The sequence below is a fragment of the Microbacterium sp. MYb54 genome (assembly GCF_002979515.1).
Taxonomy (GTDB): Bacteria; Actinomycetota; Actinomycetes; order Actinomycetales; family Microbacteriaceae; genus Microbacterium.
Genome location: NZ_PCPA01000004.1, coordinates 140342 through 153897, shown reverse-complemented (window position 1 = coordinate 153897; position 13556 = coordinate 140342). Strand labels below are relative to the sequence as shown.

The following is a 13556-nucleotide window of genomic DNA, read 5'->3' as shown; positions in this document are numbered from 1 at the left end:
CAGTTTATGAGGTGGCCGGCTCGAACCAGGTTCCTATTTCAGCGCCGGCGAGAGCCTGATCGACCAGGTCGGCGCTCGTGACCAGGACGCCGATGCCGGAGGCTGCGGCAAGGCGTGCCGCAGAGACCTTGGTAGCCGCTCCGCCGGTACCGACGCTGTTGACGACCGTCGCCCCGAACTCGAGGCCGGTGAGGTCGGCGTCGGGCGCGACGATGTCGATCGGCTCGGCTCCGGGATCAGTCGGGGGCTTCGTGTACAGCGACTCGATGTCACTGAGCAGGATGAGCGCGTCGGCCTCGATCAGTTGGGCGACCAGGGCGCCGAGCCGGTCGTTGTCTCCGAAGCGGATCTCCTGCGTCGCGACCGTGTCGTTCTCGTTGACGATCGGCAGGGTTCGCAACCCGAGCAGCCGCTCCATCGCGCGACGGGCGTTGGAGCGCGACGTCGGGTTCTCCAGGTCACCGGTCGTGAGCAGCACCTGACCGGCGACGATGTCGAAGGGACGCAGCGACTCCTGGTAGCGGTACATCAGGATGTTCTGCCCCACCGCTGCCGCTGCCTGCTGGGTCGCGAGGTCGGTCGGACGGGCGTCCAGTCGCAGGAACGGGATTCCGGAGGCGATCGCACCCGACGACACCAGCACGACCTCGGCCCCGCGTGCATGCGCTGCAGCCAGAGCCTCGACGATGAGAGGGATCCGCCAGGACGACTCTCCGCTGATCGAGGAGGATCCGACCTTCACGACGATTCGGGCCGCTGTGGCGAGATCCGCACGGGTGCGTGCTGTCACTCGCCGTCCTCGCGATATGCAGCGAGACGCTGAGTCTCCACCTCGGCGCGAGCCTCGGCCTTGGCGTCCATGCGCTCGTAGTACTGCTCTCGTCGCTCCGAGGTCGTCCGGCGCGCATTCGGTGCCAGACGGGGGTCGGTTCCACGGGGCGCGCTCATGAGCTCGGCCGCCGAGGTCATGGTCGGCTCCCAGTCGAAGACGATGCTGTCGCCCTCGCCGATCACGACCGTCGAGCCCTGAACAGCGCCGAGGCGGAAGAGCTCATCCTCGACACCGAGCTTCTCGAGTCGATCCGCGAGGTAGCCCACGGCCTCTTCGTTCTGGAAGTCGGTCTGCTGAACCCAGCGCACCGGCTTCTCACCCATGATCCGGTAGACGTTGCCGTAGGTACCACCCTCGACGCGGATGGTGAAGCCCTTCTTGTTGCCACGCGGACGGATGACGACCCGCTCGGGCGGCGCCTCGAGCGCAGCTTCGGCGCGGGCGTTCTCGACGAGCTCACCCAGCGCGAACGTGAGCGGACGAAGGCCCTCGTGCGAGACCGTGGAGATCTCGAACACGCGGAACCCGCGGGCTTCGAGGTCGGGGCGCACCAGCTCGGCCAGATCGCGCGCCTCGGGCACATCGATCTTGTTCAGGGCGATGAACTGCGGGCGCTCGAGCAGCGGAGTCTGTCCCTCTGGCACCTCGTAGGCCCCCAGCTCGGCGAGGATGACGTCGAGGTCGGAGATCGGGTCGCGCCCGGGCTCGAGAGTCGCACAGTCGAGCACGTGCAGCAGCGCCGAGCAGCGCTCGACGTGACGGAGGAACTCGAGTCCGAGTCCTCGTCCTTCGCTCGCGCCTTCGATGAGGCCTGGCACGTCGGCGACCGTGTACCGGAAGTCGCCGACCTGCACCACACCGAGGTTCGGGTGGAGGGTCGTGAACGGATACTCGGCGATCTTGGGTCGAGCGGCGGAGATCGCACCGATCAGGCTCGACTTGCCCGCGGACGGGTAGCCGACGAGGGCGATGTCGGCGACGGTCTTGAGCTCGAGGACGACGTCGCCCTCGTACCCCGGCGTACCCAGCAGAGCGAAGCCCGGAGCCTTGCGCTTAGGGGTGGCGAGAGCCGCGTTGCCGAGCCCGCCCATGCCGCCCTTGGCGACGACGAACCGCTCGCCGGGGATGATCATGTCGATGAGGACTTCACCCGCGGTGTTCTTCACGACGGTGCCCACCGGAACGAGGAGCTCGAGCGTCTCGCCGAGGAAACCGGAGCGGTGGTCGCCCATGCCGGGGCCGCCGTTGCCGGAGGAACGGTGCGGCGAGTGGTGGTACGAGAGCAGCGTGCCCGTCTGCGGGTCGGCGACCAGCACGACGTCGCCGCCGTCGCCGCCGTTTCCTCCGTCGGGGCCGCCGAGGGGCTTGAACTTCTCGCGGTGCACGGAGACGCAGCCGCCGCCGCCCTTACCCGCACGCAAGTGCAGTGTGACGGTGTCGACGAACGTGACCATGTGCGGGTTCCCCTGGGTTCCTGTTTATGACGGTGTGCAGATACACGGACGGGGCGAGCCGAAGCCCGCCCCGAACCGGATGACTAGTGTCGTGCTGAGATCACTCAGCTGCAGCGACGATGTTGACGACCTTGCGGCCGCCCTTCGCGCCGAACTGGACCGCACCGGCGGCCAGAGCGAACAGCGTGTCGTCGCCGCCACGGCCGACGTTGACGCCGGGGTGGAAGTGCGTGCCGCGCTGGCGGACGATGATCTCGCCTGCGAGGACCTGCTGACCGCCGAAGCGCTTCACGCCGAGGCGCTGAGCGTTGGAGTCACGACCGTTACGGGTTGAGCTTGCGCCCTTTTTATGTGCCATGTCCTAGTCCCCTCGGGCTTACTTGATGCCGGTGATCTTGACGCGCGTGAGCTCCTGACGGTGGCCCTGGCGCTTCTTGTAACCGGTCTTGTTCTTGTACTTCTGGATGATGATCTTCGGGCCGCGGAGGTTGCCGATGACCTCAGCCGTGACCTTGACCTTCGCCAGCGAGTCAGCGTCGGTGGTCACCGTGGCGCCGTCGACGAGCAGCACTGCGGCCAGCTCGATCTTCTCGCCCTGGGCAGCCTTGACACGGTCGAGCTGAACGATCGTGCCGACCTCGACCTTCTCCTGCCGCCCACCGGCGCGCACTACTGCGTAAACCACTTCATACCTGTTTCGTTGGGGAGCTCGCGGCTCCGAGATCTCACGGGAAGACTGTTGCTTGCATGCGCCGCAGAACGACGGGCGCGAACGCAAGGCTCTCCGCTTCGACCTACGAGGACGACGCGGCATACGCACCAAGGGACTACTTTACCGGATGCGGGTCGGTGTCGCAAAGCGAGCCGAGTTCGGAGCGTCCCTCCCCTGCTCCCACGCCCGACCATGCCGGTGCGGACTTAGGCTGACGGGGTGACCGTACTCGTCGACGACCCGCTCTGGCCCGCCCACGGACGCCTGTGGGCGCATCTGGTCAGCGATGAGAGCCTCGACGAACTGCACGCTTTCGCACGCGCGAACGATGTGCCCGCGCGCGCGTTCGACCTCGACCACTACGACGTGCCGGAGGAGATCATCCCCCGCCTCGTCGCCGACGGCGCCCAGCACGTCAAGGGCAAAGAACTGGTGCGCCGTCTGATCGCCTCAGGACTGCGAATCCGCGCCCGCGACAGGCGGCGCTGACGTCTCGGAGTTCACCGAGATCGGGGTTCCGGTCAGCGCAGCCGTGCTCACCCGACGGCGTCCTCGCCCCTGCCCCGGAGCCTTCGGCTCGGGAAGGGCGTCGAGCACCGAGTCGAGAAGCTGCTCGGCAGGAGACTTCGGTCCCTTGCGGTCGCCACGCTTCTTACGGGCCTTCTTCGGGCGCTCCGTCGCCGCGGGAGCCTCTGCGGCCACCTCGACCGGCTCAGCCTCTGCTGCACCCTCGGCCGCCGGAGCGATCGTGGAGGCCGCGATCTGGGCCAGCGCAGACTTGGCACCCTCGGTGATGCTGTGGGTGACGTTCGGCGCGGCCGGCGCATTCTGGCTCTGACCGTTGCCGTTGCTGTTGCCGTTGTTGCCACCGGCGTTCCCGCGCTGGCGACGGCCGCTCTGGCCGTTGCCGCCATTGCTTCCACCGCCGCTGCCGTTGCTGCTGGAGCGGTGCTTCACGACCGGGTCGTGGTGCACGATGACACCGCGGCCGGCACAGACCTCGCACGCCTCGCTGAACGTCTCGAGCAGGCCGAGACCGAGCTTCTTGCGCGTCATCTGCACCAGACCGAGCGAGGTGACCTCGGCGACCTGGTGCTTGGTGCGGTCGCGGCTCAGGCACTCGATCAGGCGTCGCAGCACGAGGTCGCGGTTCGACTCGAGCACCATGTCGATGAAGTCGACGACGATGATGCCGCCGATGTCGCGCAGACGCAGCTGGCGGACGATCTCCTCCGCCGCCTCGAGGTTGTTCTTGGTGACCGTCTCTTCGAGGTTTCCGCCGGTGCCGACGAACTTCCCGGTGTTGACGTCGACGACGGTCATCGCCTCGGTGCGGTCGATCACGAGCGATCCGCCGGAGGGCAGCCAGACCTTGCGGTCGAGGGCCTTTTCGATCTGCTCGGTGATGCGGAACGCGTCGAACGGATCGGTCTCGTCCTCGTAGGCTTCCACCCGCTCGAGCAGGTCGGGCGCGACGCTCTCCAGGTAGGCGCGGATCGTCTGCTGTGCATCCTCGCCCTGGATCAGCATCTTGGTGAAGTCCTCGTTGAAGACGTCACGGACGATCTTGACGAGCAGGTCGGGCTCTGCGTGCAGGAGAGCGGGAGCCTGCTGGTTCTCGACCTGCTTCTGGATGTGCTCCCACTGCGCCGTGAGGCGCTGCACGTCGCGGGTGAGCTGGTCCTCGGTGGCGCCCTCGGCCGCGGTGCGGACGATCACTCCGGACGACTCCGGCAGCACCTCCTTGAGGATGCGCTTGAGGCGTGCCCGCTCGTTGTCAGGAAGCTTGCGGCTGATGCCGTTCATCGATCCACCGGGCACGTAGACCAGGTAGCGACCGGGAAGAGAGATCTGGCTGGTGAGGCGCGCACCCTTGTGGCCGACGGGGTCCTTCGTCACCTGCACGAGAACACGGTCACCGGGCTTGAGTGCCAGCTCGATGCGACGGGGCTGGTTGCCGGTCTCGACACCGTCCCAGTCGACCTCGCCGGAGTAGAGCACGGCGTTGCGTCCGCGGCCGATGTCGACGAATGCCGCCTCCATGCTGGGGAGGACGTTCTGCACGCGGCCGAGGTACACGTTCCCGATGAGCGACGCGTCCTGATTGCGGGCGACGTAGTGCTCGACGAGCACGCCGTCCTCGAGGACGCCGATCTGGGTGCGGCCGTTCTTGGAGCGCACGACCATCTTGCGGTCGACGGACTCACGACGGGCGAGGAACTCCGCCTCGGTCACGACCGGGCGGCGGCGACCGGCATCGCGACCGTCGCGGCGGCGCTGCTTCTTCGCCTCGAGACGGGTCGATCCCTTGATCGCCTTCGGCTCGGTGATGTATTCGACGACCCGCTGGCGCTGACGCGGTTCTTCGTGCTGATCGTCGCCTTCGGAACCACCGCGACGGCGACGGCCACGACCGCGGCCTGTCGACTCCTCCTGCGGCTGGTCGCGCTCGGCGATGCGGTCGAAGATGCGCTCACGGCCGGGCTGCGCGGGCAGCGGCACGATCTCCGGAGCGTAGAAGTGCAGCTGGGTGGAGACCTGGGAGACGAACACCTCGGGCAGCAGGCCGAGGGAGACGGCCGTCACCGGCGCCGGAGCCTCGGGAGCCGATGCCTCGACAGCAGACGGAGCATCCTTCGCAGCCGGCGCCTCGACCGGGGCCTCTTCGGCCACGGGCGCGTCGACCACGGGTTCTTCGGCCACGGGTTCTTCGGCGAGGGCGGCACCCTCGACGATCGTCTCGGCGACCACCTCGGCATCCGCGACCGACGAGTCGTCGACCGGTGCAGAGCCCTCACCGTCTTCTGCCTCTGCGGCAGCTTGGGCTTCGGCGATCAGCACTGCGGCGGCGTCATCCGCAGCGGCCGCTGCGTCATCGTCTGCCGCGTATCCGGCAGCGACGTCGTCTGCGGCAGCATCCGCTGCCGTCTCCGCCGCGTCGGACTGCTCGTCGACCTCGCTCGATGCCCCCGAGAGGTCATCCGCTTCGGGAGCGATGGGCTCCGTCAGCTCTCCCGCGGCATCAGCCGGGAAGTCGAGGGTAGGGCTGTTGTTGTCATTGCTCTCATCGGCCATCTCTGGCGTACTCCCTGCACGGGACACTGGGTGCTCCGTGAAATCTCATGCGGTACCCGCGGGTTCCGCGAACTCACTCGGTTTGCGACCGGCTCATGGCTCTGATCGCGTGGGGCATAGGACCCCGAAGTCTGCTCGATGCGTGTCGCGGCAACACCGTTCATCGCATCACAGGCCATTATCGCATCAAGTGGGGCCGTTCGCGGCATCACCTCACTTGCCGAGCGTTTTTCCCCGGCCTGTTCTGCGCACATCCATAGCCGACGCTGGGATAATCCCCAGTATGAGCGAGCAGCGCACCCGCCCCGTCTTCTATGCCGTCTGGCTGATCATCGCGAGTGTGGTGGGCTGGTTCGCGGCCTTCCAGCTCACGATCGAGAAGTTCGCGCTGCTGGAGAATCCGAAGGAAGCGCTCTCCTGCGACCTGAGTCCCTTCATCCAGTGCAGCACCAACCTCGAGTCCTGGCAGGGATCGGTCTTCGGCTTCCCCAACCCGCTCCTCGGCCTCACCGGATGGATGGCTCCCCTGGTGGTCGGTGTCGCGATCCTCGCGGGCGCCCGGTTCCCTCGTTGGTTCTGGGCCGCCTTCGGCGTCGGCATCACGTTCGCCTTCGGCCTCGTGTGCTGGCTCATCGGCCAGAGCCTGTACGACCTCTTCGTGCTGTGCCCGTGGTGCATGGTGACCTGGGCCGTCACGATCCCCACGTTCTTCGCGACGATGATCCATCTGACCCGCAACGGCACGTTCACGAGCAACGAGAAGGTGAAAGCGGGCGCCGATAGGCTCATGCCGTGGGTGCCGCTGGCCACGGTCGTCGCCTACGCGCTGATCATCTTCATGGCGCAGCTGCAGGGACTCGACTTCCTGGGTGAGATGGCCAGGATCCTCTTCTGATCTCCACCGCCCCATGACGAAAGCCCGCCCGCCGAGAAACGGCGGACGGGCTTTTCGCTGCTGACGGCTCTCAGTCGAACCAGATGCCGAGCTCACGCGCGGCGGATTCGGGGCTGTCCGACCCGTGCACGAGGTTCTGCTGCACCTTGAGGCCCCAGTCACGACCGAAGTCGCCACGGATCGTGCCGGGTGCAGCGGTCGTGGGGTCGGTGGTGCCCGCGAGGGAACGGAAGCCCTCGATCACACGGTTGCCCGCGAGGCGGATCGCGACAGACGGGCCGGAGAGCATGAACTCGAGCAGCGGCTCGTAGAACGGCTTGCCCTCGTGCTCGGCGTAGTGCTCGGCGAGCACATCGCGGTCGGGCTCGACCAGGCGGATGTCGACGAGGGAGTATCCCTTCGCCTCGATACGGGCGAGGATCGTGCCGGTGAGGCCGCGGGCGACACCATCGGGCTTGACGAGGACGAGGGTTTCTTCGGTGGCCATGTCATTCACTCTCTGTCTGAGTCTCGGTCGTGGGTTCGGCAGGGCGTCGTGCGTCCAACCGAGCCCCTCCGATGGTTGCATACGCCCACATGCCGCCGAAAATCAGGACGACGAGCAGGATGGACGGAACGAAGAACGCCGACAGCGCGACGATGGCCTGCACGACCCACCCGGCCGTGATCGCCCACGGCTTCGTGATCATCCCGGCGATGGCTATGCACGCCAGGGCCAGCACGGCGCCGCCGACGATGCCCCACCACTGCTCGATCCCGGCGGGGAGCTGGCGCAGCCCGAAGATCGTGAGCCCGACCAGGAACACCACGATCGCCTCGAAGCCGAGCACGATCGGGGCGAGCTTCTGCACGAGGGTGCGCGGCGGACGGACAGGGGTCGCATCGGCGCTCATGCGCGCCACCCCGACTTCCAGTCCTCCGCCTGAGCCAACGCGATGGCCTCGCCGGCGAGCACGACGGAACCCGCGATGATCACGGCACGACGATCGGAGGATGCCGCCCATTCGCGTGCGGCGTCAGCGGCATCGGCGAGCGAGTGGTGCACGGTCGCACGCTGGCCGGCCTGTTCGACCAGGTCGGCGATCGCATCGGCTTCGCTCGCGCGATCGGAGTCGGGAGCAGTGGCGAACACGTGTGCGACCGCCGGAGCGAGCTCGGCGACGATACCAGCGGCGTCCTTGTCGGCGAGGACGCCGAGCACCAGACCCCACTCGTCGAAGTCGAAGCTGTCGTCCAGCGCCTGGGCGAGCGCCTTGGCACCGTGCGGGTTGTGCGCGGCATCGACGATCACCGTCGGCGCGATGCCGAGCAGCTGCAGCCGGCCGGGCGATGTGCTCTCCTGCAGGCCGCCGGTCACGATGTCCGCGGCGATGCGCTGTGTGGCTCCACCGATGAGCGATTCGACAGCGGCGACGGCGAGGGCTGCGTTGTGGCCCTGGTGGGCGCCGTACAGCGGCAGGTACTTCTCGGCGTACTCCCCCGCGAGACCGCGGATCGTGAGCAGCTGCCCGCCGACGGCGAGCTTCTGCTCGGTGAGGCCGAACTCTTCACCCTCGAACGCGATGGTCGCGTTGCGCTCTGCGGCCACACGGCGCAGCACCTCAGCCGCCTCCGCAGGCTGCTGAGCCGAGACGACGGCTGCGCCCTCCTTGATGATTCCGGCCTTGACCTCGGCGATCTCCGCGATCGTGCTGCCGAGCCGATCTGCGTGATCGATGTCGATCGGGGCGAACACCGCGACGTCGCCGTCTGCCGTGTTCGTGGAGTCCCACTCCCCGCCCATCCCGACCTCAAGCACCAGCACATCGATCGGTGCGTCCGCCACGGCGACGAAAGCCAGCACCGTCAGCAGCTCGAAGAAGGTCAGCGGCGCATCGCCCGCGGCCTCGAGCTCGGCATCGACGATGTCGACGAACGGCTCGATCTCGTCCCAGGCGTCCGCCACGGCCTCATCGGCGATGGGTTCGCCGTCGATCATGATGCGCTCGGTGAAGCGCTCCAGGTGCGGGCTCGTGAACAATCCGGTGCGCAGGTCGTGTGCCCGCAGCAGGCTCTCGATCATCCGCGCGGTCGACGTCTTGCCGTTCGTGCCGGTGATGTGCACGACGCGGTAGGTGCGCTGCGGGTCGTCGAGGAAGGCGAGGATGCGCGCGGTGCGCTCCTTGCGGGGCTGCACCCAGCGCTCTCCTGCTCGGCTCAGCAGGGCCTCGTAGACGGCATCCGCCCTGTCCTTGGCGCTCATGCTCCGACTCCCTTCCTGGTGACGGCGATCGTGAAGTCGCCGGCATTGGCGTAGGTGCCTGCCGGGATATCAGCCGAGAACTCGGGCGTCACTCCCCCGGCCGCGGCCAGGATCGCCCCGTGTCCGAAGATCGAGTCGCCGTGCGCGTCGATCACGAAGTACTCCTCGGCCAGCGTCTCGGCGGCGATACCGGCCAGATCGAACGCAGAGACGACAGCCCTGGTGTCGGCATCGTCGTGGAATCGCAGGACCAGTGTGATGCGGTCGCTGACGTCGAAGTCGGCGTTCTTGCGGGTCTCCTGCACGGCGCGGATGACATCGCGCGCGAGTCCCTCGGCCTCCAGCTCCGGGGTCGTCGTCGTGTCGAGCAGCACGAAGCCACCGGTCGGGACGATGGCCAGCGCCTCGCCCTCCGGGCGGCCCGTCGTCTCGAGCACGAGCTCGTACTCGGCCGGCTCGAGGGCGATGCCACCCGCCGTGACGACACCGTCGACCTCGCTCCAGTCTCCCGAGCGCGCGGCCTGGATCGCCTTCTGCACGTCCTTGCCCAGACGCGGACCCGCCGCGCGGGCGTTGACGCTCAGGCGGTGCGCGATGCCGTACTCCCCTGCCGTGTCATCGGCGAGCGGGACGAGTTCGACGGACTTCACGTTCAGCTCCTCACGGAGGATGTCCTCGAACTGTCCGAGCAGCGCCGCCGAGGGCGAGACGACCGTGAATCGGGCGAGCGGGAGCCGCACACGCAGCTTCTCCTTCTTGCGCAGCGCGTTGCCGACGCTCGACAGCTCACGGACGGCATCCATCGCGTCACGGATCTCGTCCGCCGCGGGGAACGACGCCTCGTCGGGCCAGTCGGTCAGGTGCACGCTGCGTCCGCCGGTCAGACCCTGCCACACCCGCTCGCTGACCAGCGGCACGAGAGGAGCAGCCACGCGGGTGAGCGTCTCGAGCACCGTGTAGAGCGTGTCGAAGGCCTCACGGCTCTTCGGTTCGTCTGTCACACCGGTCCAGAAGCGGTCGCGCGAACGCCGGATGTACCAGTTGGTGAGCACTTCGACGAAGTCGCGCAGACGCGCCGCCGCCGTGGTGGAGTCGAGTCCCTCCAGGTCGGCGCGCACCTCGCGGACGAGGTCGCCGAGACGGGCCAGGATGTAGCGGTCGAGCACATCGGTCGAGTCCGTGCGCCATGAGGCCTCGTAGCCGTCGGAACCGGAGGCGTTGGCGTACGTCGCGAAGAAGTACCAGGAGCTCCACAGCGGCAGCAGGAATTCGCGCACGCCGGAGCGGATGCCCTCTTCGGTGACGGCGAGGTTGCCGCCGCGGAGCACCGAGCTCGACATCAGGAACCACCGCATCGCATCGGAGCCGTCGCGGTCGAGCACCTCTGACACGTCGGGGTAGTTGCGCAGCGACTTCGACATCTTGTAGCCGTCGCTGCCCAGCACGATGCCGTGGCAGCTCACTCCCGTGAACGCCGGACGGTCGAACAGCGCGGTCGACAGCACATGCATCACGTAGAACCAGCCGCGGGTCTGCCCGATGTACTCGACGATGAAGTCGGCCGGCGAGTGCGAGTCGAACCATTCCTGGTTCTCGAACGGGTAGTGCACCTGGGCGTAGGGCATCGAGCCCGAGTCGAACCACACGTCGAAGACGTCTTCGATGCGGCGCATGGTGCTCTTGCCGGTGGGATCGTCGGGGTTCGGACGCGTCAGGTTGTCGATGTACGGCCGGTGCAGGTCGATCTCGCCCTCGGGGTTGCGCGGCAGCGTGCCGAAATCGCGCTCGAGGTCCGCCAGGGAACCGTAGGCGTCGATGCGCGGGTACTCGGGGTCGTCGCTCTTCCAGATCGGGATCGGAGAGCCCCAGTAGCGGTTGCGGCTGATCGACCAGTCGCGTGCGCCTTCGAGCCACTTGCCGAACTGGCCGTGCTTGACGTTCTCCGGCACCCAGGTGATCTGCTCGTTGTTCGCGAGCATGTCGTCCTTGATGTCCGTGACGCGGATGAACCAGCTCGACACGGCCTTGTAGATCAGGGGGTTCCGGCAGCGCCAGCAGTGCGGGTACGAGTGCTCGTAGCTCTGCAGGCGGATCAGTCGGCCGTTCTCACGGATCAGGCGCACGAGCGGGGTGTTCGCGTCCATCCAGAGCTGACCGGCGACATCGGTGACGTTCGGGAGGAACTTGCCGCCGTCGTCGAGCGACAGGATCGTGGGGATTCCGGCGGCACCGGCGACCCGCTGGTCGTCTTCACCGTAGGCCGGAGCCTGGTGGACGATGCCGGTGCCGTCGCTGACGGTGACGTAGTCGTCGACCAGGATGCGCCAGGCGTTCTCGGTGCCGTACGTCTCGGTGTCGGCGTAGTAGTCGAACAGCCGGTCGTACGTCACGTCCTGCAGCTCGGCGCCGCGGACGGTCGCGTCGACGGCCGCGAGTGCGTCTTCGGGGCTCTCGTACCCGAGGTCCTTGGCATAGCCGCCGACGAGCTGGCGGGCGAGCAGGTAGCGGTGCGCTGAGGCCTCGATCGCGGCATCCGCCGTCCCTGCGGCCTGGTGCACGTCTGCTGCGCCGTTCGGGCCGGCGGGGAGCACCACGTACTCGATGTCCGGTCCCACGGCGAGCGCGAGGTTCGTCGGGAGCGTCCAGGGCGTCGTCGTCCAGGCGAGGGCGCGCACACCGGTGAGCCCGAGCGCCTCGGCCTTGGCTCCCGTCAGTGGGAAGGTCACGGTGACGGAGGGGTCCTGACGCATCTGGTACACGTCGTCGTCCATGCGCAGCTCGTGCGCGCTGAGCGGGGTCTCGTCGCGCCAGCAGTACGGCAGCACCCGGTAGCCCTCATAGGCGAGACCCTTGTCGTACAGGGTCTTGAACGCCCAGAGCACGCTCTCCATGTAGCCGAGGTCGAGCGTCTTGTAGCCGCGATCGAAGTCGACCCAACGCGCCTGACGGGTGACGTAGTCCTGCCACTCGTGCGTGTAGGCCAGGACCGAGCTCTTCGCCTTGTCGTTGAAGACGTCGATTCCCATCTCCTCGATCTGGCTCTTCTCGGTGATCCCGAGCTGCTTCATGGCCTCGAGCTCGGCGGGAAGACCGTGCGTGTCCCACCCGAAGACGCGATCGACCTTGTGGCCGGTCATCGTCTGGAAGCGCGGGAACACGTCCTTGGCGTACCCGGTGAGCAGGTGCCCGTAGTGCGGGAGTCCGTTGGCGAACGGAGGGCCGTCGTAGAACACCCATTCAGGCGATCCCTCGCGTTGCTCGATCGAGGCGCGGAAGGTGTCGTCGGACTTCCAGAAGTCGAGCACCTCCTCCTCGATCTGCGGGAAGCGGGGGCTGGGCGCGACGGAATCGGCGGCGGGGCCGAAGGAGGAACGGGGGTAGGTCATCGTGTCTCGCAGTGGTCGTCGTGGCGGATGCTCCTGCGAGGACGACCCTCGCGGACCGCGGTACCACCTCGCGTGCCACGCCTCACGGCGGGACCACTCTCACTGCGGCTGTGACGGGCCTGCCCCGCTCGGTTCTACTGAGCGCTTCCCGAAGGATTCGCCGTTCTTCCGAGAGCTCCCCGGTGATGCCGGATCGATGCTCGTGCCTCCAGTGTACGCGGCTTCCCTCCTGCACGAGGCCTCGCAGCGCCTTCGGCCGCGCCCCGGCCGCGCTCTGTCCGCACCAGGCCATAGCCTTCAAGGATGGCCCGCACATCCGAGTCCCCTGCCCCACCGCGCACGACCGCTCCCGACCTGCCGCCCGTGTTCGAGGCTGCCTCCCCCGCACGCAGCGCCGACCTCTTCGCCGCCAGCCTCGACCTCACCGGCACCGTCGATCTCTCCTACGCGACGCTCGAGCAGTGCACGGTGAGCGCCGACGCCGACGCGGTCGATCTCACGGGTGCGACCGTCATAGACGTCGAGATGTCCGGGGCACGCATCGCCTCCCTCCGCATGCGCGACGCCGGAGTGCGACGGCTGCGGGTCAGCGGAGGCCGTATCGGCACGCTCGATCTCAGCGAGGCCCGCATCTCCGAGCTCGAGCTGCGTGATGTGCGGATCGATTACCTCAATCTCGGCGCTGCGAAGGTCACCGATCTCGAGATCACCGGCTGTGCCATCCGCACGATCGACATGCCCAGGGCAGAACTCACCCGTGTGCGGTTCACCGCCACGTCGAGCGACGAGGTCGACCCGCGCGGCATGCGTGCGAAAGACCTTGACCTGCGCGGCCTCGACGCCGTGGCCTACCTCGACGCCAACAGTCTCCGCGGCGCCACCCTCACCTCGTTCCAGGTGCAGCAGCTCGCGCCGATGTTCGCCGCCGGCCTCGGCATCCAGGTCAAGGGCTGACCGACA

12 protein-coding genes are annotated in these 13556 nt (G+C 67.7%); 3 read left to right on the top strand and 9 right to left on the bottom strand.

Annotated features, from left to right (window positions below; genetic code table 11):
• Positions 1 to 4: 4 nt before the first annotated feature.
• The 4 genes from proB to rplU form a co-directional block, all read right to left on the bottom strand.
• Positions 5 to 790, bottom strand: coding sequence for a glutamate 5-kinase (proB, locus tag CQ040_RS06305; protein ID WP_028501605.1), 786 nt, complete (start codon positions 788 to 790; stop codon positions 5 to 7).
• Complete coding sequence (gene obgE / locus CQ040_RS06300; RefSeq protein ID WP_105525788.1) at positions 787 to 2286, bottom strand: GTPase ObgE; 1500 nt, start codon at positions 2284 to 2286, stop codon at positions 787 to 789. Before obgE ends, proB begins: the two co-directional genes overlap by 4 nt.
• Before the next feature lie 100 nt (positions 2287 to 2386).
• Positions 2387 to 2644, bottom strand: a complete 258-nt coding sequence (rpmA, locus tag CQ040_RS06295) for a 50S ribosomal protein L27 (RefSeq protein ID WP_028501603.1) — start codon at positions 2642 to 2644, stop codon at positions 2387 to 2389.
• Positions 2645 to 2662: 18 nt separating this feature from the next.
• Positions 2663 to 2971 (bottom strand): 50S ribosomal protein L21, encoded by a 309-nt coding sequence (gene rplU / locus CQ040_RS06290; RefSeq protein WP_028501602.1) that lies wholly within the window; start codon positions 2969 to 2971, stop codon positions 2663 to 2665.
• Positions 2972 to 3217: 246 nt separating this feature from the next.
• Here rplU and CQ040_RS06285 point away from each other — a divergent pair, with 246 nt between their 5' ends.
• Positions 3218 to 3487 carry a DUF4031 domain-containing protein gene (locus CQ040_RS06285; RefSeq protein ID WP_028501601.1) on the top strand — a complete coding sequence of 90 codons (270 nt, stop codon included), beginning with the start codon at positions 3218 to 3220 and terminating at the stop codon, positions 3485 to 3487.
• Here CQ040_RS06285 and CQ040_RS06280 read toward each other — a convergent pair.
• Entirely contained in the window at positions 3449 to 6073 is a 2625-nt protein-coding gene (locus CQ040_RS06280; RefSeq protein ID WP_105525787.1) for an Rne/Rng family ribonuclease, read from the bottom strand. The genes CQ040_RS06285 and CQ040_RS06280 overlap by 39 nt on opposite strands.
• A gap of 283 nt (positions 6074 to 6356) precedes the next feature.
• Between CQ040_RS06280 and CQ040_RS06275 the strand changes: the two genes are divergently transcribed.
• Positions 6357 to 6968, top strand: a complete 612-nt coding sequence (locus tag CQ040_RS06275) for a vitamin K epoxide reductase family protein (protein ID WP_105525786.1) — start codon at positions 6357 to 6359, stop codon at positions 6966 to 6968.
• A gap of 70 nt (positions 6969 to 7038) precedes the next feature.
• Here the strand turns inward: CQ040_RS06275 and ndk are convergent, their stop codons facing one another.
• Genes ndk through ileS form a run of 4 tightly spaced genes read right to left on the bottom strand, consistent with a single transcriptional unit; the run spans position 7039 to position 12596 of the window.
• Complete coding sequence (ndk, locus tag CQ040_RS06270) at positions 7039 to 7455, bottom strand: nucleoside-diphosphate kinase (protein ID WP_028501598.1); 417 nt, start codon at positions 7453 to 7455, stop codon at positions 7039 to 7041.
• 1 nt (position 7456) lies between these two features.
• Complete coding sequence (locus tag CQ040_RS06265; protein WP_105525918.1) at positions 7457 to 7861, bottom strand: DUF4233 domain-containing protein; 405 nt, start codon at positions 7859 to 7861, stop codon at positions 7457 to 7459.
• Positions 7858 to 9210 (bottom strand): folylpolyglutamate synthase/dihydrofolate synthase family protein, encoded by a 1353-nt coding sequence (locus CQ040_RS06260; protein WP_105525785.1) that lies wholly within the window; start codon positions 9208 to 9210, stop codon positions 7858 to 7860. Before CQ040_RS06260 ends, CQ040_RS06265 begins: the two co-directional genes overlap by 4 nt.
• Positions 9207 to 12596 (bottom strand): isoleucine--tRNA ligase, encoded by a 3390-nt coding sequence (gene ileS / locus CQ040_RS06255; protein WP_105525784.1) that lies wholly within the window; start codon positions 12594 to 12596, stop codon positions 9207 to 9209. Before ileS ends, CQ040_RS06260 begins: the two co-directional genes overlap by 4 nt.
• A gap of 303 nt (positions 12597 to 12899) precedes the next feature.
• Here ileS and CQ040_RS06250 point away from each other — a divergent pair, with 303 nt between their 5' ends.
• Positions 12900 to 13550: a pentapeptide repeat-containing protein gene (locus CQ040_RS06250; protein WP_105525783.1), complete on the top strand. Its 651-nt coding sequence runs from the start codon at positions 12900 to 12902 to the stop codon at positions 13548 to 13550.
• Positions 13551 to 13556: the final 6 nt, after the last annotated feature.